Origin of the sequence: Cryobacterium inferilacus (assembly GCF_019599185.1) — a bacterium.
Taxonomy (GTDB): Bacteria; Actinomycetota; Actinomycetes; order Actinomycetales; family Microbacteriaceae; genus Cryobacterium; species Cryobacterium inferilacus.
Map to the genome: position 1 here is coordinate 39,745 of NZ_JAIEUL010000017.1, position 20,335 is coordinate 60,079.

The following is a 20,335-nucleotide window of genomic DNA, read 5'->3' on the forward strand; positions in this document are numbered from 1 at the left end:
TGCCCGTCGGGGTGGCGTTGTTATTGGGTGGCGTCGTAGGCGTGCTTCAGCCAGGCCGCCACCTCGGAGTCGACCTGGCTGCTGGAGGTCAGAATGATGCGCGCGGGAAAGTCGGCGCCCAGGTCGGTGGCCGGGCGCAACCGGGTGCTCGGCGCCGGTGCGGGCAGCTCTATGCGCAGGCCCAGGTCGACCCGGTGCCTGGTGGTGGGCTGCACCACGGCGAAGATCCGCTGCGGGCCGGTCAGGGCCACGTGGGTGGTGCGGGTCTGGATGCCCACATCGTCGAGTTCGCCGGCCAGGAGCAGCACCGCGTCGAGAATGGGGCGTAGCGCCGAACGGTCGGCGTACTGCGCGTCGATCAGCTCGTCGGCGGCCCGCACCGTGGAGTGCGGGTAGCCGAAGGTCTCGTGCACCAGCAGCGACCGCGGGTAGCCGGTGACGCCCTCGGTGTTCAACCAGTCGCGCAGGGCCCGTTCGTCCGGCGGGTCGAGCTCACGGATGCGGGCGAGCCAGTGTTCGAGCCCGCTGCCGGTGGCCAACTGCAGCATACCGATCTCCCAGAGCCGGATATCGGCCCAGGGCAGCGGCTGCTCGTCGGTCATGCAGGCAGGCTACGCCCGCTCCCACCCGGCCGCACCCTGCGCGGACCCCGCTAAATCACGCCGAGCGCGAGCATCGCGTCGGCTACCCGGGTGAAGCCGGCGATGTTCGCCCCGGCCACGTAACTTCCCGGCGTGCCGTACTCGTCAGCGGTTTCCAGGCACCGATCGTGGATGCCGCGCATGATCTCGGCGAGACGATCCTCGGTGTGCTCGAAGGTCCACGAGTCCCGCGACGCGTTCTGCTGCATCTCCAGCGCGCTGGTAGCCACGCCACCCGCGTTGACCGCCTTCGCCGGAGCGAACCGAACGCCGGCCTCCAGCAACAGCCGGCCCGCATCCGGGGTGGTCGGCATGTTCGCGCCCTCGGCGACGATCTGGCAGCCATTGCGGATCAGGGCCAGAGCTCCCTCGGTGTCGAGCTCGTTCTGGGTCGCGCAGGGCAACGCGATGTCGCACGCCAGGTCCCAGATTGAGCCGTCGGCCACATGGGTGACGGTGTCGCCCCGCAGGGTCGCATACTCGGAGACACGTCCACGACGTTCGTCCTTGACCTCCTGGAGGAGCGCCACGTCGATACCGGCCGGGTCGACGACGTAGCCGCCGGAATCCGAGCAGGCGATGACCGTGCCGCCGAGCTGGTGCACTTTCTCGATCGCGTAGATGGCGACGTTGCCGGAGCCGGAGACGACCACCCGCTTGCCCTCGAAGCTCGCACCGGTCGCCTTCAGCATTTCGTCGATGAAGAAGACCGTGCCGTAGCCGGTCGCTTCGGTGCGCACCTGCGACCCACCCCAGCTCAGCCCCTTGCCGGTCATGGTGCCGGACTCGTAGCGGTTGGTGATTCGCTTGTACTGGCCGAACATGTAGCCGATCTCACGCCCTCCGACGCCGATGTCACCGGCCGGGACGTCGGTGTACTCGCCCAGGTGCCGGTACAGCTCGGTCATGAACGACTGGCAGAAGCGCATCACTTCGGCGTCTGAGCGGCCCTTGGGATCGAAGTCGGAGCCGCCCTTACCGCCGCCGATGGGCAGCCCGGTGAGGGAGTTCTTGAAGATCTGCTCGAAGCCCAGGAACTTCACAATCCCGAGGTTGACGCTCGGGTGGAACCGGAGGCCGCCCTTGTACGGGCCGAGGGCCGAGTTGAATTCGACCCGGAACCCGCGATTCACCTCGATCTTGCCCGAATCCGTCACCCACGGCACCCGGAAGATGATCTGTCGTTCGGGCTCGCACAGGCGCCGGATCACGGCCGAGTCGGCGTACTGCGGATGCTTCGTCACCACCGGTCCGAGGCTCTCCAGAACCTCTCGGACCGCCTGGTGGAATTCGGCTTCGCCCGGGTTCCGGTCGAGGACCTCCTCGAAGATGGGAACCAGCTGCTTGTCGAGCACCGACATAGATCTCCTTCGTGCAATGGGGAAGCCGAAGGCAGCTCAGGTGCTGCGTGATCGTGTTCGGCCTGTCCACCGTACCGGCTTCACCCTGGCAGGGGCATTCGAGGCGCCCACCGCCCGCGCCGCCGGATGCTCAGTCGATCAGGTCGGCGGCGTGCAGCCGGCGCAGCACCTCGACGCCGGCCGGCGGGCAGCGCGGCTGGTCGGCCGAGGTGGCCCAGTGCACGGCGCTCACCTCGGCGCTGGCGGCGGGTTCCTCGGTGCTCTCCGCGCCGAAGACACTCATCCGCACCAGCCGGCCGTCGGGTTCGCCGTGTGCCTGGATCAACACGGTGAACAGGGGTGTGAGGGCGGTGGGGTCCAGGCGCACCGCCACCTCTTCCCAGGCTTCCCTGGCGGCGGCATCCGCCTCGCTCTCGCCGGGGTCGATCTTGCCGCCGGGCATGAACCACACGTCGCGCCCGCGGGCGGTGACCATCAGCACCCTGCGGTCGCGGATGAGCGCGACGGCCGCGACCAGGATGTCGGGGTGCGCGGCCGGGGCGTCGCTCACGCGCGGGCGAAGGCCGACGCGGCCCGCACCTGCTCCGGCGTTGGCCGCACGCCGGTGTAGCGCTCGAACTGTTCGGCGGCCTGCAGGGCGATGACTTCGGCGCCGGTGATCACGGTCTTGCCTGCGGCGCGGGCCGCGAGGATCAGCGGTGTCTCCGCGGGCAGCGCCACGACGTCAAAGACCGTGTCGGCGGCCGCGATGACCGCGTCGGTGAACGCGGACTCGGCGGCCTGCGCTCCACCGGCCATACCGATCGGCGTGACGTTCACCAGCAACGGCGCGGTCGCGGTTCCCGGCTCGGCCAGCCAGCTGTAGCCGAGCTCGTCGGCCAGGGCGCGGCCGCGGCTCTCGTTGCGGGCCACGATGGCGCCGTGGGCGAAGCCGGAGTCGCGGAGGGCCGCTCCGACGGCCTTGGCCATGCCGCCTGAGCCGCGCAGCAGGAACGGGGTGGCCGGGTCGAGGGCGTTGCTCTTCAGCAGGTCGGCCGCGGCGATGTAGTCGGTGTTGTACGCCCGCAGGTAACCGTCGTCGTTGACGATGGTGTTCACCGACTGGATGGCCGTGGCCGAGGCGTCGAGTTCGTCGACGAGCGCGATGACGTCTTCCTTGAACGGCATCGACACCGAGCAGCCGCGGATGCCGAGCGCCCGCACCCCGGCGATGGCGCCGGCCAGGTCGGTCGAGGTGAACGCCTTGTAGACGAAGTCCAGCCCGAACTGCTCGTAGAGGTAGTTGTGGAACCGGGTGCCGAAGTTGCTCGGCCGTGCGGCCAGCGAGATGCAGAGGCGGGTGTCCTTGTTCAGCGCGGGCTTGGTCGGCGTGGGAGTCGGCAGCGTGGGCTTCGTTGAGTCAGTCATCGCCTCCAATGCTACGGCCCGCCCGGATTTCCACCCGGGCGGGCCGCAACAACCGTGGGGCAGGGGCTCAGCAGCACCGGCCCTGCGGGTTGGTGTCCTGCCGGTCGGTCTGGTCGCGCCAGAACTCCCGTTCGGTCATCACCGGCACCGCGGCGGCCGTGCCGTGCACGGCCTCGTGGTGCGCGCGGTACTTGTCGTAGGCATCCTCACCCATGACCCCCTTGACGTACCAGGCCAGCCCGGCCGCCGCCGAGCGCACCGCGGTGGCGACGCCCATCAGTGCTCGCGGGCCTTGCGCTTGCCGGTCTTCGGGAGGGCGTCCCAGAGGGCCTGGGTGGCCTTCTCGGCCGGCGTGGCCATGATGCCGGACGGCGCGAACATCCGCGACGGCACGGCCGGGTCTTCGCTGGTCGCACTGGCGTGGGTCTTCCACGCGTTCCAGGTGGCCTGCAGGGCGGTGAAGATCACGACCACGGCGAGGGTGACGAAGACGATCGAGAGGATGCCCTGCACCATGGTGTTGCGCACCACGGCTTCCATCGCCTCCACCGAGGTGGCCGTGCCGAAGCTCGTCTCCCCGGCGGCCAGGGCGTTGGAGAACGCGGCGTTCTGGGCGAAGTAGCCCACCGACGGCACCGTCGAGAAGATCTTCAGGATCGAGGCCGTGATGGTCACGACGGCCGCGAAGCCGAGCGGCAGCGCCACGATCCAGATGTACTTGAACAGTCCGCGCTTGGCCACGATGGCCATGCACACGGCCAGGGCGATCGCGGCCAGCAGCTGGTTGGCGATACCGAACAGCGGGAACAGCGTGTTGATGCCGCCGAGCGGGTCGGTGACGCCCATGACGAGCACCGCGCCCCAGGCTGCCACCATGATGCCGGTGCAGATCCAGGCGCCGGTGCGCCAGCCGGTGTCCTTGAACTTCGGGAAGATGTTGCCCAGGCTGTCCTGCAGCATGAACCGGGCGACGCGGGTGCCGGCATCCACTGCGGTGAGGATGAACAGTGCCTCGAACATGATCGCGAAGTGGTACCAGAACGCCATCATGCCGCTGCCGCCGGCGACCTGCTGCATGATGTTGGCCAGCCCCACCGAGAGGGTCGGGGCGCCACCGGTGCGGGACACGATCGACTCCTCGCCGACGTTGATCGCGGTCTGGGTGAGCAGCTCAGGGGTGACGCTCACGCCGGTGAGGCCCAGGCCGTTCACGAACGCTGCCGCGCCCTGCACGGTGCCGCCGGTGAGGGCGGGCGACGCGTTCATGGCGTAGTAGATGCCCTGGTCGATCGACAGCGCGGCGACGAGCGCCATGATCGCCACGAACGACTCCATCAGCATGCCGCCGTAGCCGATGAAGCGGCTCTGGCGTTCCTTCTCGATCAGCTTGGGCGTGGTGCCGGAGGCGATCAGGGCGTGGAAACCGCTCAGTGCACCGCAGGCGATGGTGACGAAGAGGAACGGGAAGAGGGTGCCGCTGACGACGGGGCCGGCGCCGCTGGAGGCGAACTCGGTGACCGCGGGAACCAGGATCTCGGGTCGCACGATGATGATCGCGATGGCGAGCATGCCGATGGTGCCGATCTTCATGAAGGTGGAGAGGTAGTCGCGCGGGGCCAGCAGCAGCCAGACCGGCAGGATGGCGGCGATGAAGCCGTAGACGATGATGCCGATCGCCAGCGGCACCTTGTCGATGGTGAAGAGGGCCGCGCCCCACGTGGTTTCGCTGATCGCGCCACCGCCGACGATCGCGGCGATGAGCAGCACGAAGCCGATGATCGAGATCTCGGTGACCTTGCCCGGGCGGAGGAAGCGCAGGTAGCAGCCCATGAACAGGGCGATCGGGATGGTCATGCCGACCGAGAAGACACCCCAGGCGCTCTCGGCGAGGGCGTTGACCACGACGAGGGCGAGGATGGCCACGATGATGACCATGATGGTGAGCGTGGCGAGCAACGCGGCGGTGCCGCCGACCCTGCCGAGCTCGTCGCGGGCCATCTGGCCCAGCGACCGGCCACCGCGGCGCATCGAGAAGAACAACACCAGGTAGTCCTGTACGGCGCCGGCGAAGACCACGCCGACGATGATCCAGATCGTGCCGGGCAGGTAGCCCATCTGCGCGGCGAGGACCGGGCCCACCAGGGGGCCGGCGCCGGCGATGGCGGCGAAGTGGTGGCCGAAGAGCACCCGGCGGTCGGTGGCGGCGTAGTCCTTGCCGTCGGCCTTGTACTCGGCGGGCGTCGCGCGCCGGTCATCCGGGCGCAGCAGGTGCTTCTGGATGTAGTTGGAGTAGAACCGGTACCCGATCAGGTAGGTGCAGATCGCGGCGAAGACGAACCAGATGGCGTTCACGGTCTCGCCGCGGACGACGGCCAGCATCACCCAGCTCAGCCCGCCGAGCAGCGCGATGGCCACCCAGATCGCGACCTTCACCGGGGTCCAGTGGGCCTCTTCGGCCTCGTGGATTCTCGGATCCAGGGCCACGGGCGGAAGGGCCGGGTCCTGGGTCAGGTCTGGGTCGTCGATGGCGTCGTGCGGAATCTTGGACGTGGCGCCCATATTCTCCCCTTTGAGATGCAGAGAAACTCACAGCTGATTGCCGGGTAACTACGTAACGGTAACAGCCGAGAACTTCTCAGACGGGGGCCTAAGGTCCCGCGCGTGTCGCCGGACGACCTTCCCGCCGGTCCGGCTCAGGGGTGCGCCGTGCTGGTGAACACGTCGTTGAGGGTCACCGTGCTCAGCCCCCGGTCGTGCAGCAGAGCGCTCAATTGGGGGAACACGTTGGTGACCGGGTCGAAGTTGAGGTGTCCGATCACGATGTGTTGCGGCAGGAACCAGGTGGTGGCGAAGGCCACCACCTGGTCTTCGGTGAGGAGCCCCGAGTCCGCCAGCGAGCCGTACCAGGTGGTCGGGACCGTGTAGCCCAGCGCGGCCGCCAGGGCATCCACCCGGTCATCGTGCACCCCGTACGGCGGCCGGAAGTAGGGCCGGGCGTCGACGCCGTAGCTGTCACTGATGAAATCGTGGTTGCGCTGGAGCTCTGCGGTGACGTCGGCGTCGGAGAGGGTGCTGAGGTCGGGGTGCGACCAGGTGTGGTTGCCGAGCTGGATCTGGCCGGACTGCACGAGCGGCCGCAGCTGGTCGGCGTTGTCGGTCCAGGCGTCGTAACAGCCGGTGACGAAGAAGGTGAGCCTGGTGCCCGTCTCGGTGGCGAAGCGGATGTACCGGGCCAGCACCTCACTGCTGGTGCCGTCGTCGACCGTCCAGGCCAGCAGGGCGCCCTCGCCGGGCAGGTCGGACAGGGTCCCGGGCGGCACGGGCACCCGCACGAGGCTGGGTGCGGGCAAGACGAGGGGCGCCGGCGGCGGCACCGCGGCGGGCAGCGGCCGGGGGAGCGGACTGGGCATCGGCGGCGTCGTCTGGGCCGGGACACCCGGGCGCGCGGCGGGCGCGAGGGCCGCGCAGCCGGCGAGGGTGAGGGAGAGGCCCAGCGAGGCGAGCACGGTGCGCCGGGTGAGGTCTGGGTCCTGCCGCACGGCGGTCCTCCCCCCGGAGCCGGTCGATGGAGCTGATGGAACAGCGAAGGAGCGAGCCGAGCGAGAGCCGAACGAGTCGAAGATATCGCCGCCGCCGGCCGCAGACAACGCCCGTAATCGGGGGCCGTGCCCGCCTCGCTAAAATGGACGAATCCGTACCCGGGCCCCCGCCCGGTGTTTTTGACCATCCTTTTGGACCATTGGAGCCACCGTGGCCGCACTTTCCCGTCTTGATTCCGTCATCGCCCTCGCCCGCCACCGCGGCTTCGTCTTCCAGGCCGGTGAAATCTACGGCGGCAGCCGGTCGGCCTGGGACTACGGGCCCCTCGGCGTCGAGCTCAAGGAGAACATCAAGAAGCAGTGGTGGCGATTCATGGTCACCAGCCGCGACGACGTCGTGGGCCTGGACTCCTCGGTGATCCTGCCGCGCAAGGTCTGGGAGGCCTCCGGCCACGTCGAGGTCTTCTCCGACCCGCTGGTGGAGTGCACCAGCTGCCACAAGCGTTTCCGCGAGGACCACCTCGTGGAGGAGTTCGAAGAGAAGAAGGGCCGCGCGCCCGAGGGCGGCATCGACGGCATCGCCTGCCCCAACTGCGGCAACCGGCACACCTGGACCGAGCCGCGCGCGTTCTCCGGCCTGCTCAAGACCTTCCTCGGCCCGGTCGACGAAGAGGCCGGCATGGTGTACCTCCGCCCCGAGACCGCGCAGGGCATCTTCGTGAACTTCGCCAACGTGCTGCAGGCCGCCCGCATGAAGCCCCCGTTCGGCATCGGCCAGATCGGCAAGAGCTTCCGCAACGAGATCACCCCCGGAAACTTCATCTTCCGCACCCGTGAGTTCGAGCAGATGGAGATGGAGTTCTTCGTCGAGCCCGGCACCGACGAGGAATGGCACCAGTACTGGATCGACCAGCGGATGAGCTGGTACACGGGCCTCGGCATCAACATCGAGAACTTGCGCCTGTTCGAGCACCCCGCCGAGAAGCTCTCGCACTACTCCAAGCGCACCGTCGACATCGAGTACCGCTTCGGCTTCTCCGGCAGCGAGTTCGGTGAGCTCGAGGGTGTGGCCAACCGCACCGACTTCGACCTCAAGACGCACTCCGAGGCATCCGGCAAGGACCTCTCCTACTTCGACCAGACCAAGAACGAACGCTGGATCCCGTACGTGATCGAGCCCGCGGCCGGCCTCACCCGCTCGCTGATGGCGTTCCTGGTCGACGCGTACCACGAGGAAGAGGTGCCCAACGCGAAGGGCGGCGTCGACAAGCGCACCGTGCTCAAGCTCGACCCGCGCCTGGCCCCGATCAAGGCCGCCGTGCTGCCGCTGAGCCGCAACGAGGCCCTCTCGCCGATGGCCCGCTCGCTGGCCGCGCGCCTCCGCGAATCGTGGAACGTGGACTTCGACGACGCCGGCGCCATCGGCCGCCGGTACCGCCGCCAGGACGAGATCGGCACCCCGTACTGCATCACGGTGGACTTCGACTCGCTCGAGGACCAGGCCGTGACCGTGCGCGACCGCGACACCATGGCGCAGGAGCGGGTGCCCCTGGCCGAGCTCGACGCCTACCTCGCGGTGCGCCTGCGCGGAGCGTAACCCCGCCCCCGGCCCGGCTCGGCCTCCGAGAGCCAGCCCCGTCGCGCATAACTCCTGCAATTTTCCTGAAAACAGCCCAAAACCGGCCAATCCGGCCGGTTGGGATGAAAATTGCAGGAGTTATGCTTGCGCCCGCTCGCCGCCGTCGTGTTCGGGTGGGAGCTCGTGGGGGCAGGTCAGGGCAGGGTGAGGTCGATCAGGGTGACGCCGGCCGCGGGCTGCGGCGCCGACATCGCGGCGAGGGCCGCGGGCGCATCGGCCAACGGGATGCGGTGACTGATCAGGTCCTGCGGGCGCAGCCGGCCGCTGGCCACGAGCGCCAGCAGCTCGGGGTAGTCGCTCGCCGGCATGCCGTGGCTGCCGAGCACGGCCAGTTCCCGGCCGATCACCACGCCGAGGGGTACCACGGGGTCTTCGGCGAGCAGGCCGATCTGCACGTGCCGGCCGCGGGTGGCCAGCGAGCGGATGGCGATGCCCACGGTGTTCTGGCGGCCGAGTGCCTCCACAGACACCTGGGCGCCACCGTCGGCGAGCAGCCGCACCCGCTCGACCACCTGGGCGTCGGTCATGCCGCTGGAGTTGACCGTGTAGACGGCGCCGGCGCGGGCGGCGGCGGCGAGGGCGTCCACGCTGATGTCCACGGCGATCACCCGGGCACCGAGTGCGGCGCCGATCATCACGGCAGACAGGCCCACCCCGCCACAGCCGATCACCACGAGGGTTTCCCCTGCGACCAGCTTCGCCTGGTGCACGAGTCCGCGGTAGGACGTGGCGAAACGGCAGCCCAGCAGTGCGGCCGCCCCGGCGTCCAGGGTCTCCGGCACCGCGATGAGGTTGACGTCGGCGTTGTGCAGCGCCACCTTCTCGGCGTATGAGCCCCAGTGCGTGAAGCCGGGCTGGGTCTGATTGCGGCAGACCTGGGCATTGCCGCTGGCGCACTCCTGGCAGTCGCCGCAGGCGCAGACGAACGGCACGGTGACCCGCTGCCCCACGCTGAAGCGGGTGACCAGGGGCCCGACCGCGTCGATCACACCGACGAGTTCGTGCCCGGGAACGTGCGGCAGCACGATGCCGTCATCGTGGCCGAGCCAACCGTGCCAGTCGCTGCGGCAGAGGCCGGTGGCCTGAACCCGCACCACCGCACCGGAGGCACTGGGCACGGGGTCGGCCACCTCGCGTAGTTCGGGCAGCGCACCGAACCCGTCGAACCAGACCGCGCGCACGTCAGGACGCGTCGGCGATGGCGGTGGGGTCGGCCGTGGCGTCGCCGGGAGCCGGCGAGCGTCGGGTACCGCCGCCGGCGATGTCCGCCACCGCTACGGCGGTCTCCGGCAGGGTCACGTTGATGCCGAACAGGGCGTCGAGCCCGCCGAGGAAGGCGTCCTGCTCGCCGGCCGTGGCCAGCTCGCGGGAGCGCACCATCGGCGTGTGCAGCAGGACCCCGGCGAGGTGCCGCAGGGCGGACTCGGTCTCCTCGCTGGTGTCGCCGCGGCGTTTGGCCCGCTCGATCTCGCCGTCGAGGATGTCGAAGATATAGGAGCGCAGCGCGACCACAGCGGGGGCGAGACTCTGCTCCTCGGCCACGGCGGAGAACTTCTTGGCGGCGCGACCCACCAGTTCGCGGGCCTCGCTGGTGGCGTTGAGCTGCTCGAGCGGCGCGTGGATGCGGATGGTCTCGAGGTCGAGCAGCTCCACCCCAGGCACGTCGCTCACATCGGGGTCGACGTTGCGGGGCAGGCCCAGGTCGATGACCAGCTGCCGGCTGGCCTCGGTGCCGAGGCCCACCGGGCAGGTGCGCAGCGCGGGTCCGTCGGTGTCGATGGTGGGGATGACCTCGGCGTGCCTGGCGGCCAGCAGCGCGCGGCCGGCGGTGAGGATGCCGGCATCGATGACGTGGTGCTCGGCGGTGGTGCAGGTGAGGATGAGGTCAGCCAGCGCGGTCTCGGCGGCGAGGGCGTCTGCATCCGCCGGTACAGCCTCGATGTCGTGCGAGGTGGCGAAACCGACGGCCCGGCCGGACGGCGAATACACCCGCACGTCGGTGACGCCGAGGTCGCGAAGCGCGGCGAGGGATGCGCCGGCGTACCGGCCGGTGCCCACCAGCAGCACCCGCGTCTGGGCCCAGTCCGTGACCCGGCTCTCGGCCAGCTCGAGCGACAGCCGTACCAGCGAGCGGCCGGCGGCGCCGATGCCGGTGCGGTTCTTCACCCCGCGGGAGGTCTGCGACGCCCGCTGGAACAGGCGCTCCAACTCGGGGCTGGTGGTGCCCTGGGCGCGGGCGTCCTCGAGGGAGCGGCGCACCTGGCCGGCGATCTCGCCCTCACCGACGACGACGGATTCGAGCCCGCTGGTCACGGCGAAGAGGTGTTCGGCCACGCCGTTGCCGTGCACGAGGTCGAGGGTGTCGCGCAGCAGGTCGGCACTCACCCCGGTGCTCGCGCTCACGGCGTCGATGGCGGCGTAGACCGCGGGCAGCGGTGAAACACCGAACGGTTCGTCCAGGTCGAGATAGGCCTCGAAGCGGTTGCAGGTGGCCACGACCACGGCTCCGCTGAGTGTCTCGTGCCCGGTGAGCATGCTGCCGGCGGCGGCGTCAGCACCGACGGAGAGCTTTTCGAGCACGTCAAAGCTGGAGTTCTTGTGGTTCGCGGACAGACAAATCAACACCGCTCAATTCTACGTTGTGTAGCAGCGCGGCCGAGAATCGTTTGACGCCCGGATATAGGAGACAATTGATGGTGATGAACCTCGACGAGTTCCACCCACTTTCCGCCGGCCTCACCTCCGACTCCCGCCTGCTTCGGGCCTACCAAGGCACCCGGCCCGACGTGACCCCGGTGTGGTTCATGCGCCAGGCCGGCCGATCGCTGCCCGAGTACCGCGAGCTGCGGGTGGGCACCCGCATGCTCGACGCCTGCCTGGACCCCGCGATGGCCAGCGAGATCACCCTGCAGCCGATCCGTCGGCACGGCGTCGACGCCGGCATCCTGTTCAGCGACATCGTCGTGCCGCTCAAGCTCGTGGGTGTCGAGGTGGAGATCGTCGCGGGCAAGGGCCCGGTGCTCGCCGAGGCCGTGCGCACGGCAGCGGATGTCGAACGCCTCACCGCGCTGGACCCCGCCGTGCTCGATGACGCACTCGCCCCCATCCGTGAGGCCGTCGCGCTCACCGTCGCCGAGCTGGGTTCGACCCCGCTGATCGGCTTCGCCGGGGCCCCCTTCACGCTGGCGGCATATATCGTCGAGGGCGGTCCGTCCAAGGACCACATTCATGCCCGCACGCTCATGCACTCGGACCCAGACGCCTGGGCGAAGCTGATGGCGTGGACAGCCGACGTCACCGGCCGGTTCCTGCGCGCCCAGGTGCTCGCCGGCGCCAGCGCCGCGCAACTGTTCGACTCCTGGGCCGGCGCGCTCTCCCTCGCCGACTACTCCCGCTTCGTGGCCCCGGCGTCGACCGCGGCGATCGCGCATGTGCGCGACCTCACCTACCTCGAGGCCGCTGCCGACGAGGCCGCCAACCCGGAGACCGTTCGCCGTAATGTGCCCGTGGTGCACTTCGGTGTCGGCACCGGCGAACTACTCAAGGCCATGCACGGCATCGGTGCAGACGTCGTCGGTGTCGACTACCGGGTGCCGCTCGACGAGGCCAGCCGGCGCCTCGGCGGTGTGGTGCCCGTGCAGGGCAACATCGACCCCGCCCTGCTCAACGCGCCCTGGCCGGTGCTGGAGGCCCACGTCCTGGATGTGCTCGACCGCGGCCGCGCCGCGCCGGCGCATGTGCTCAACCTCGGCCACGGCGTTCCGCCAGAGACGAACCCCGACGTGCTCACCCGTCTGGTCGAGTTCGTGCACGAGAACAGTTCCACCCCCTCGCTCGCCCTGTAACGAGCAGTGAGCCCGCGGCGAGCCCCGCGGGCGGAAGGCACGGTCATGAAAGACGTCTTGGTCATCGGCGGCGGCGTCGCCGGGCTGGTGGCCGCCCGTGAATGCGCCCACCTCGGACTCAGCGTGCAGATCGTGGAAGCGGCCGACACCGTCGGCGGTGCCGTGAACAGCCACGAGGTGGCCGGCCTCCGGCTGGACAGCGGGGCGGAAAGCTTCGCCGTGCGCGGCAACACCGTGACGGCCTTCATCGACGACCTCGGCCTGGCCGGCGAGATCGTGGAACCCAACCCGGCCGGCGCCTGGCTGCACCTGCCGGCGACCAGAGCCGGCGGAGCCCCGATGTCGGTGCCGCTGCCCGCCGCCGGCGTGCTCGGCATCCCCGGGTCGCCGCTCTCCGACGACGTGCGCAGGGCCATCGGCTGGTCCGGCGCCCTGCGCGCCTACGCCGACCGGCTGATGCCGGTGCTCAAGATCGGCCGCGAGCACAGCCTCGGCGAGCTGGTGGGCAAACGGATGGGCACCAAGGTGCTCGACCGGCTCGTCAGCCCGGTCGCCGGCGGGGTCTACGCCACCGCAGCGGGCGACCTCGACGTCGACGTCGTGGCGCCCGGCCTGAACAAGGCCCTCGCCACGGCCGGGTCGCTCTCCGGTGCGGTCATGGCCCTCCGTACCGCGGCCCCGGCCGGGTCGGCCGTGCGCGGCCTGAACGGCGGGATGCACCGGCTGGTCGCCGCCCTCGTCGCCGACCTGGAGACGTACGGCGCCACGATCCAGACCGGGGTCACCGTCACGGGTTTCCGCCCGGTGGACACCGACACGGTCGCGGCCGACGGCGCCGTGACCGACACGCGCAGCTGGGTCGTCGACCTCGTCCAGACCCCGGCTGCCGCTTCCGCCGCCGACAGCCCAGGCGCCGAGCCGCACACCGTCCAGGCGCGGCACCTGATCCTCGCCGTTCCCGCGGCGCCGGCCCTGGCGCTGCTCGCGCCGCTCGGCCCCGGTTTCGCGCAGGCGGCCGCGCTGGACTGGCCGGCTCCCGCCGCGGTGGAGCTGGCGACCCTGGTGCTCGACGCCCCAGCCCTCGACGCGAACCCGCGCGGCACCGGAGTACTCGTCGCCGTCGACACCCCCGGCGTCACGGCCAAGGCGCTCACCCATGCCACCGCCAAATGGGGCTGGCTCGACGCCCTCACCCCGCCGGGCCGGCATGTGATCAGGTTGTCGTTCGGTCGGGCCGGCGCCCCCGTGCCCACCCTCGGCCTGAGCGACGAGGAACTCAGGGACCTCGCTCTGCACGACGCCGCCGCGATCCTCGGTGTCGACCTGTCCGCGGCCACGGTGCACGGTTTCGCCCGCACCCTGTGGAGCGACGGGCTCTCGCCGGCCACCATCGGCGCCCCCGAGCGCATCCGCCGGGTGCGTGCTGTGGTCGAGCAGACCCCGGGGCTCGAGGTGACCGGCGGGTGGCTCTCCGGCACCGGTCTGGCATCCGTGATTCCCGATGCGATCCAGGCGGGTATCCGCGGCAGACGGGCAGTGCTAGACCTCTGATCAGGGCCGTTGTTGCGGCCGCGCACATGTTCCTCGCCGGTTCGGGGGGTTACGCTGGAAAAAACATGAACGTAACGGAATGGAGTCACAATGCGGGGAAAGCTTCTTTTCATCACCGGCGGGCTCGTCGGTTATGTGCTCGGCGCCCGTGCAGGTCGTCAGCGTTACGACCAGATCGCGTCGGCCGCCTCTGACCTGTGGAACCGGCCTCCCGTGCAGCGCCGCGTGAACGAGGTCAAGGACTTCGCGCTCGAGCGCGTCGGCGACGTTCCCGGTGTGCTCTTCGAGGCGGGCAAGAAGGTCGTCTCTGCCGTGCAGGACAAGACCAAGTCGGCTCCTGGCAAGGCCGCCACGGGTTCCGACGCGTCGGCCCCAGAGGCCGGCAGCGCCACGGCCGCAGGCAAGGCCGCTGCCGCGGCCACGAAGTCCGCCAAATCGGCAGCCGCATCGGCCGGATCCGCGGCCAGGTCCGCGAAGGCCGCGTCCGACTCCGACGCGCAGTAACTCAAGCCCCAGCCGTCCAGGAAGGATGCCAGTGAGCACCAGCGGGTACAACCCCAAGAGCAAACAGTCATTGTTCACGCTCCTCAGTGAACTCCCCGGCCAGATCACCGACCTGATCAAGGCGGAGATCGACGCCTTCAAGGCGGACATCTCCGGCAAGGCCAAGAACGTGGGCATCGGGATCGGCCTGTTCGTCGGCGCCGCGGTCTTCGCGTTCTTCGCGATCATCGTGTTCATCGCGCTGGCCGTCATCGCCCTCGACCTGGTGCTGCCGCTCTGGCTGGCGGCGCTGATCGTGGCCGTCGCACTGCTCCTCGTCGCCGTGATCCTGGCCCTGATCGGCTTGAACAAGGTCAAGAAGGGCACCAGTCACGACCCGGACGGCGTGACCGCCAACATCCAGAAGGACGTCGACGCACTCAAGGGAGTTGGCCAGTATGAGCACTGACAAGACCCAGGACACCCGGCCGGACCACCGCAGCACCGCCGAGAAGCGTGCAGACGCCGACCGCGCCCGCGCCGCGCTGGCCGGCACCCTGGACGCGATCGAGTACAAGCTCAACGTGCCCAAGCAGATCAAGATCAACACCAGGCGCGTCACCCTGGGCCTGCACAGGCTCGGCGACGACAACCCGGCCGCGCTGGCCGGCATCGCGCTCGCGGCGGCCGCCACGGTCGGCACCTGCGTGTGGTGGGGCCTGCGGGCGGTTCTCGACCGCCGCTGATCGACCGGGTGAGTCGGTCTACTTTTGGCTCTCCGGGCAAAGCGGTAGAGACTAGTAGACATGACTCACCCGGCTGCCGGAGAGGCAGTAGACATGACCGTGCCCACCCCCGATTCACACACCTCAGCAGAGGCTGAACCCACCGAGGCATCGCCCTCTGGATTCACCCTCTTCACTGTGTTGCGCAAGGACCCGTCCAACCCCGACGACCTCGACGGCCGTGACGTTCCGCGCTTCGTGGACGAGCTCGACGACATCATCGCCCTCGTCGAGGCCGAGGGTGTGACCCTGCGCGGCATCTACGACGTGTCCGGCCTCCGCGCCGACGCCGACGTGATGCTCTGGACCCACGCCGATGAGGCTCAGACCCTGCAGTGGGCCAACCGGGAGCTGCGTCGCAGCCGCTTGCTCAAGAGCCTGCTGCCGACCTGGAATGCCATGGGCGTGCACCGTGACGCCGAGTTCAACAAGAGTCACGTGCCCGGCTTCCTCCGCGGTGTCGAGCCCAAGTCCTGGCTCACCGTCTACCCGTTCGTGCGCAGCTTCGAGTGGTACCTGCTGCCGGAGGCCGAGCGCAGCAAGATGCTCGCCGACCACGGCCGCAAGGGCGCCGCGTTCCGCGGGGCCATCGCCAACACGGTGTCCTCCTTCGCTCTGGGTGACTACGAGTGGCTGCTGCCGATCGAGTCCGACGAGCTGGTCGAGCTGGTCGACCTGATGCGCGAACTGCGTGCAACGGATGCCCGCATGCACGTGCGCGAAGAGGTTCCGTTCTACACGGGTCGTCGCATCACCACCGCCGAGCTCGTGGAGGTCCTGCAGTAATGGCCAACTATGACGCCATCCTGCTCGCCGGCTTCGGTGGACCAGAGGGCCAGGACGACGTGATCCCGTTCCTGCGTAACGTCACCCGCGGCCGCGGCATCCCGGAAGAACGCCTGGAAGAGGTCGCGGTGCACTACCGCCACTTCGGTGGCATCAGCCCGATCAACCAGCAGAACCGCGTGCTGCAGGCCGCCCTGCAGGCCGAGCTCGACCGCCGCGGCATCGAGATCCCGGTCATCTGGGGCAACCGCAACTGGGCGCCGTACCTGCCGGACACCATCGCTGAGGCGCACGCCAACGGCCAGGACCGCCTGCTCGCGATCGCGACCAGCGCGTACAGCTCGTACTCCGGCTGCCGTCAGTACCGCGAGGACTTCGCGCAGGCGCTGGACACGACCGGGCTCACCGGCACCGTGCAGATCGACAAGATCCGCCAGTTCTTCGACCACCCCGGCTTCGTCACCCCGTTCATCACCGGTGTGCGCCAGGGCCTGGCCGATGTTGTAGCCGCCAACCCCGGCATCAACCTGGCCACCGAGGTCGAGGTCCTGTTCTCCACCCACTCGATCCCGTCCACGGATGCCGCCAAGAGCGGCCCAGCGGAGCGCGGCTTCGGACCGGACGGCGCCTACGCCGCCCAGCACATGGCCGTGGCCGATGTGGTCATGCAGGGCCTCGAGTCGCCGTGGCAGCTGGTCTACCAGTCCCGCAGCGGCCCGCCCAGCATGCCGTGGCTGGAGCCCGACATCAACGACGCCATCGGATTGCTGCCGGCCCGCGGCATCCGTGCGGTCGTCATCGTGCCGCTCGGCTTCGTCAGCGACCACATGGAGGTCATGTGGGACCTCGACAACGAGGCCACCGAAACGGCCGCGGAGAACGGCCTGTTCTCGGTGCGCGTGCCCACCCCGGGCGCCGACCCGGTCTACGTGAGCGGCCTGATCGACCTCGTCGAGGAGCGCCTGAACGACGTGCCTGCCGAGGATCGTCCGGCCCTGACCGACCTGGGACCCTGGTACGACATCTGCCGCCCCGGCTGCTGCGAGAACGTGCGTCTCGGCTTCAAGCCCGCCGTCGCGGGTGTGGCGCCGTGAGCGTCATTCGCGTCGGCACCAGGGGGAGCGCCCTCGCCATGGCACAGACCACGGCCGTGGCCAACCGCATCCAGGCGGCCACGAGCAGCGAGGTGGAGATCATCCCGATCACCACGCACGGTGACGTCTCCCGCGAGTCCCTGTCCAGCCTGGGCGGAACCGGCGTGTTCGCCAGCGCCCTGCGCGAGGCCCTGCTGAACGACGAGTGCGACGTTGTCGTGCACTCCCTCAAGGACCTCCCGACCGAGCCGTACGCCGGCCTGGTCATCGGTGCCACGCCCAAGCGTGCCGACGCCAGGGACGTGCTCTGCGCCAGGGCCGGCTACACCCTCGCCACGCTGCCGGAGGGCGCGAGGGTGGGCACAGGATCACCGCGTCGTGCGGCCCAGCTGCGCGAGCTGCGACCGGATCTGGAGGTTGTCGACATCCGCGGCAACGTCGGTACCCGGCTCAAGCTGGTGGAGGACGAAACCCTGCACGCCGTCGTGCTCGCCGCGGCGGGCCTCGGCCGGCTCGGCCTGCTCGAGAACATGGCCACCGACTATCTCGAGCTCTCCGACTGGCCCACCGCGCCCGGCCAGGGTGCATTGGCCATCGAGGTGCGCCAGGGCAAGCCCGACCGCCTGCTCAGCAAGGCCCTCGCCGTGCTGAACCACGCCACCACCGAGGCCACGGTCACCGCCGAACGGCACGTGCTCGCCCGGCTCGAGGCCGGTTGCGCCGCCCCGATCGGCGCCACGGCCGTGATCGACGACGGCCTGCTCTTCCTCACCGCCACCGTGTACAGCCCGGACGGCACTCGCCGGATCACGGCCTCGCACGCGGCGACTCCCGAATCACACTCCATCCTCGACCTGCGGGACGCCGCCCTGGACGTCGCCGAGCGCGCCGCCGCCGAGCTGCTCTCCGGCGGCGCCGCCGAGATCGCCCCGCTGTCGGTGACGTCGTGAGCGCCGTGCGGTACAACCCGGAGAAGCCGCTCGCCGGCTGGCGGGTGCTCGTGCCCCGCGGCGGGCCGTGGGGCGACCAGGTCGCCGCAAACCTGCGCAGCCGCGGCGCGTTGCCGATCGTGGCCCCGATGATCAACTTCGCCCCCACCGATGACGCCGCCGCCCTGGATGCGGCCCTGGCCAGGCTCGCCGCAGGTGACTTCGATTGGATGACGGTCACCAGCGCCACGACCGTCGACGTGCTCTCCTCGCACCGAGCAGTCGTGGCCCCCGGCACGCGCATCGCCGCTGTCGGTGAGACCACAGCGGCCGCGCTCGTGGCCGCGGGCTACCACGTAGACATCGTTCCGGCCGAGGACAACTCCGCCAAGGGCCTGCTCGCCGACTGGGAGGCCGCCACCCACGGCGTCATCCCGCTGCGCGTCCTCACCCTGCGCTCCGAGATCGCCAAGCCGCTGCTCACCGAGGGGCTGCGCCGCATCGGCCACGACGTCGAATCCGTCGTCGCCTACCGCACCGTGGGTGTTCCCGTCTCCGACCGGGTGATCGCCGACATCAAGGCCGGCCGGGTGCACGCCGTCCTGGTCACCAGCGGCAGCGTCGCGCAGCAGGTGCAGGACCAGCTCGGCCCGATTCCGCGGACCACCCTGGTGGCCTGCATCGGTCCGCGCACGGCGAAGGATGCGGAGGCCATCGGCTTGCGCGTCGACGTCATCGCCGACGAACGCAGCGCGGAATCCCTCATCGAAGCCCTCGTCCGACTGGCTCCGCGGGACCTGTAGCGCGTCCAGCCGAATCGGGGCACGATGCACCCCTCAGGAGTCAGAGGTCACCGCACGATGGCGAAGAACACAGTTGGACCCGCAGCGCGGGGCCGCGGCCTGACGGGCTTCTCGAACCTCGTCGTGCACGACTACTCCGCGCTGCTGGCGCTGGTCGTGTTCCTCTTCGTCGTGATGCTGTTCACGAGCCTACTCAGCCTGCCGGTGGCCGCCGTCGATGGACAACCGACGGCGTTCCACGACACCGTGTTCACTGCGGTGTCGGCCATGACGGTGACCGGGCTGGTGACCGTCAACACCGCCGAACACTGGTCGATGTTCGGCCAGGTCGTCATCCTGCTGGCCATCCAGGTCGGCGGACTGGGCATCGTGACGATCGCGCTGCTGCTCTCCCGCGCGGTGACCCGCAACCTCGGCCTGAAGGGGCGCATTCTCGCCAGGCAGGGCGTGGGCACCACCAAACTCGGCGAGGTGCAATCGCTGCTGCGCGTCGTGATCCTGACCACCCTGAGCCTGGAGCTGGCGTTGGCCGTCTTCTTGGTACCGCGCTTCATCATGGTGGAGGACTCCGTGCCCGCCGGGCTCTGGCACGGGATCTTCTACTCCGTCTCGGCGTTCAATAACGCGGGCTTCACCGCACACGCGGATGGCCTGGCCGGGTTCGTCAACGACCCGTGGATCCTCGTGCCGATCATGGTCGGCGTCTTCGTCGGCAGCTTCGGCTTCCCGGTGTTCCTGGTGCTCATGGTGGTCAAGTGGCACTGGCGCAAATGGAACCTGCACACCAAGCTCACGCTGTCGACGACGGGAATCCTGCTCGTCGCCGGTGCCCTGCTGTGGGGTGCCCTGGAGTGGTCGAACAGCGCGACCATCGGTGACCTGCCGGTGGGGGAGCGCATCATGCAAGCCGTCTTCGCCTCGACCATGATGCGGTCGGGCGGATTCTCCCTCGTCGACCCGGCGGCGACCACGTCGGCGACCCTGCTCGCCACCGATGCGCTGATGTTCGTCGGCGGCGGATCCGCATCGACCGCCGGCGGCATCAAGGTCACCACGATCGCGTTGCTGTTCCTGGCGATCATCGCCGAGGCCAAGGGCGACAAGAACCTGATGGTGTTCGGGCGCACCATCCCAGAGGCCACGATGCGGGTGGCGATCAGTGTGACCTTCTTCGGGGCGACCCTGGTGCTCGGCGCGAGCGGCCTGATCATGCTCGTCAGCGACGCCCCACTGGACCACATCCTGTTCGAGGTGATCTCGGCGTTCGCGACCTGCGGGCTGAGCGTCGGACTCAGCGCCGAACTGCCGCCGTCGGGCAAGTACATCCTGGCCGCGTTGATGTTCGCCGGCCGGGTCGGTCCGATCGGCCTGGCGTCCGCGTTGGCACTCCGCCGCCGCAACCTGCTCTTCCGGTACCCGGAAGAGCGCCCCGTCATCGGCTGACGGCGCTCGCCCCCGCTCCGCAGGCTTAC

The 20,335-nt window shown here is 69.7% G+C and carries 20 protein-coding genes; 11 read left to right on the forward strand and 9 right to left on the reverse strand.

The genetic code is table 11. The annotated features are described in order from the left end of the window. Window positions 1-20 precede the first annotated feature (20 nt). The 7 genes from K2F54_RS14510 to K2F54_RS14540 all read right to left on the reverse strand — a co-directional run bounded on the left by K2F54_RS14510 (window position 21) and on the right by K2F54_RS14540 (window position 6,948). Window positions 21-602 carry a DUF5655 domain-containing protein gene (locus K2F54_RS14510; RefSeq protein ID WP_220606567.1) on the reverse strand — a complete coding sequence of 194 codons (582 nt, stop codon included), beginning with the start codon at window positions 600-602 and terminating at the stop codon, window positions 21-23. 50 nt (window positions 603-652) lie between these two features. Next, a complete protein-coding gene (gene gdhA, locus K2F54_RS14515; RefSeq protein ID WP_220606568.1) occupies window positions 653-2,002 on the reverse strand; it encodes an NADP-specific glutamate dehydrogenase in 1,350 nt (449 codons plus the stop codon). A 130-nt stretch (window positions 2,003-2,132) separates the two neighbouring features. Continuing rightward, window positions 2,133-2,552: an NUDIX hydrolase gene (locus tag K2F54_RS14520; RefSeq protein WP_308287679.1), complete on the reverse strand. Its 420-nt coding sequence runs from the start codon at window positions 2,550-2,552 to the stop codon at window positions 2,133-2,135. Then, on the reverse strand, window positions 2,549-3,409 hold the full coding sequence (locus K2F54_RS14525) for a shikimate 5-dehydrogenase (protein ID WP_220606569.1): 861 nt from the start codon (window positions 3,407-3,409) through the stop codon (window positions 2,549-2,551). The genes K2F54_RS14520 and K2F54_RS14525 overlap by 4 nt, the downstream gene beginning before the upstream one ends. A 67-nt stretch (window positions 3,410-3,476) precedes the next feature. Beyond that, window positions 3,477-3,686 carry a YbdD/YjiX family protein gene (locus K2F54_RS14530; protein WP_220606570.1) on the reverse strand — a complete coding sequence of 70 codons (210 nt, stop codon included), beginning with the start codon at window positions 3,684-3,686 and terminating at the stop codon, window positions 3,477-3,479. After that, window positions 3,686-5,968 carry a carbon starvation CstA family protein gene (locus K2F54_RS14535; protein ID WP_220606571.1) on the reverse strand — a complete coding sequence of 761 codons (2,283 nt, stop codon included), beginning with the start codon at window positions 5,966-5,968 and terminating at the stop codon, window positions 3,686-3,688. The genes K2F54_RS14530 and K2F54_RS14535 overlap by 1 nt, the downstream gene beginning before the upstream one ends. A 134-nt stretch (window positions 5,969-6,102) precedes the next feature. Further along, window positions 6,103-6,948: a polysaccharide deacetylase family protein gene (locus tag K2F54_RS14540; protein ID WP_220606572.1), complete on the reverse strand. Its 846-nt coding sequence runs from the start codon at window positions 6,946-6,948 to the stop codon at window positions 6,103-6,105. Between the two features lie 211 nt (window positions 6,949-7,159). Here K2F54_RS14540 and K2F54_RS14545 point away from each other — a divergent pair, with 211 nt between their 5' ends. After that, entirely contained in the window at window positions 7,160-8,545 is a 1,386-nt protein-coding gene (locus K2F54_RS14545; protein ID WP_220606573.1) for a glycine--tRNA ligase, read from the forward strand. A 176-nt stretch (window positions 8,546-8,721) separates the two neighbouring features. On the opposite strand, the gene K2F54_RS14550 is transcribed toward K2F54_RS14545, so the two are convergent. Together K2F54_RS14550 and K2F54_RS14555 are read right to left on the reverse strand one after the other, a co-directional pair. Next, window positions 8,722-9,768, reverse strand: coding sequence for an alcohol dehydrogenase catalytic domain-containing protein (locus K2F54_RS14550; RefSeq protein ID WP_220606574.1), 1,047 nt, complete (start codon window positions 9,766-9,768; stop codon window positions 8,722-8,724). Window position 9,769: 1 nt separating this feature from the next. Then, on the reverse strand, window positions 9,770-11,212 hold the full coding sequence (locus tag K2F54_RS14555) for a glutamyl-tRNA reductase (protein WP_220606575.1): 1,443 nt from the start codon (window positions 11,210-11,212) through the stop codon (window positions 9,770-9,772). 74 nt (window positions 11,213-11,286) lie between these two features. Between K2F54_RS14555 and hemE the strand changes: the two genes are divergently transcribed. The 10 genes from hemE to K2F54_RS14605 all read left to right on the forward strand — a co-directional run bounded on the left by hemE (window position 11,287) and on the right by K2F54_RS14605 (window position 20,306). After that, window positions 11,287-12,432, forward strand: coding sequence for a uroporphyrinogen decarboxylase (gene hemE, locus K2F54_RS14560; protein ID WP_220606603.1), 1,146 nt, complete (start codon window positions 11,287-11,289; stop codon window positions 12,430-12,432). Window positions 12,433-12,477: 45 nt separating this feature from the next. Then, the gene (gene hemG / locus K2F54_RS14565) at window positions 12,478-13,983 is read left to right on the forward strand and encodes a protoporphyrinogen oxidase (RefSeq protein ID WP_220606576.1); all 1,506 of its coding nucleotides are present in this window, start codon (window positions 12,478-12,480) and stop codon (window positions 13,981-13,983) included. Between the two features lie 90 nt (window positions 13,984-14,073). Beyond that, the gene (locus K2F54_RS14570) at window positions 14,074-14,487 is read left to right on the forward strand and encodes a hypothetical protein (RefSeq protein ID WP_220606577.1); all 414 of its coding nucleotides are present in this window, start codon (window positions 14,074-14,076) and stop codon (window positions 14,485-14,487) included. Window positions 14,488-14,518: 31 nt separating this feature from the next. Next, a complete protein-coding gene (locus K2F54_RS14575) occupies window positions 14,519-14,935 on the forward strand; it encodes a phage holin family protein (RefSeq protein ID WP_308287680.1) in 417 nt (138 codons plus the stop codon). Then, on the forward strand, window positions 14,925-15,212 hold the full coding sequence (locus tag K2F54_RS14580; protein WP_220606579.1) for a DUF3618 domain-containing protein: 288 nt from the start codon (window positions 14,925-14,927) through the stop codon (window positions 15,210-15,212). Before K2F54_RS14575 ends, K2F54_RS14580 begins: the two co-directional genes overlap by 11 nt. Before the next feature lie 93 nt (window positions 15,213-15,305). Continuing rightward, complete coding sequence (gene hemQ, locus K2F54_RS14585) at window positions 15,306-16,037, forward strand: hydrogen peroxide-dependent heme synthase (protein WP_220606604.1); 732 nt, start codon at window positions 15,306-15,308, stop codon at window positions 16,035-16,037. Further along, on the forward strand, window positions 16,037-17,131 hold the full coding sequence (locus K2F54_RS14590) for a ferrochelatase (RefSeq protein ID WP_220606580.1): 1,095 nt from the start codon (window positions 16,037-16,039) through the stop codon (window positions 17,129-17,131). The genes hemQ and K2F54_RS14590 overlap by 1 nt, the downstream gene beginning before the upstream one ends. Then, window positions 17,128-18,081: a hydroxymethylbilane synthase gene (gene hemC / locus K2F54_RS14595; RefSeq protein WP_220606581.1), complete on the forward strand. Its 954-nt coding sequence runs from the start codon at window positions 17,128-17,130 to the stop codon at window positions 18,079-18,081. Before K2F54_RS14590 ends, hemC begins: the two co-directional genes overlap by 4 nt. Next, a complete protein-coding gene (locus tag K2F54_RS14600; RefSeq protein ID WP_308287681.1) occupies window positions 18,078-18,863 on the forward strand; it encodes a uroporphyrinogen-III synthase in 786 nt (261 codons plus the stop codon). The genes hemC and K2F54_RS14600 overlap by 4 nt, the downstream gene beginning before the upstream one ends. A gap of 57 nt (window positions 18,864-18,920) precedes the next feature. Further along, window positions 18,921-20,306: a TrkH family potassium uptake protein gene (locus tag K2F54_RS14605; protein WP_220606582.1), complete on the forward strand. Its 1,386-nt coding sequence runs from the start codon at window positions 18,921-18,923 to the stop codon at window positions 20,304-20,306. Window positions 20,307-20,335: the final 29 nt, after the last annotated feature.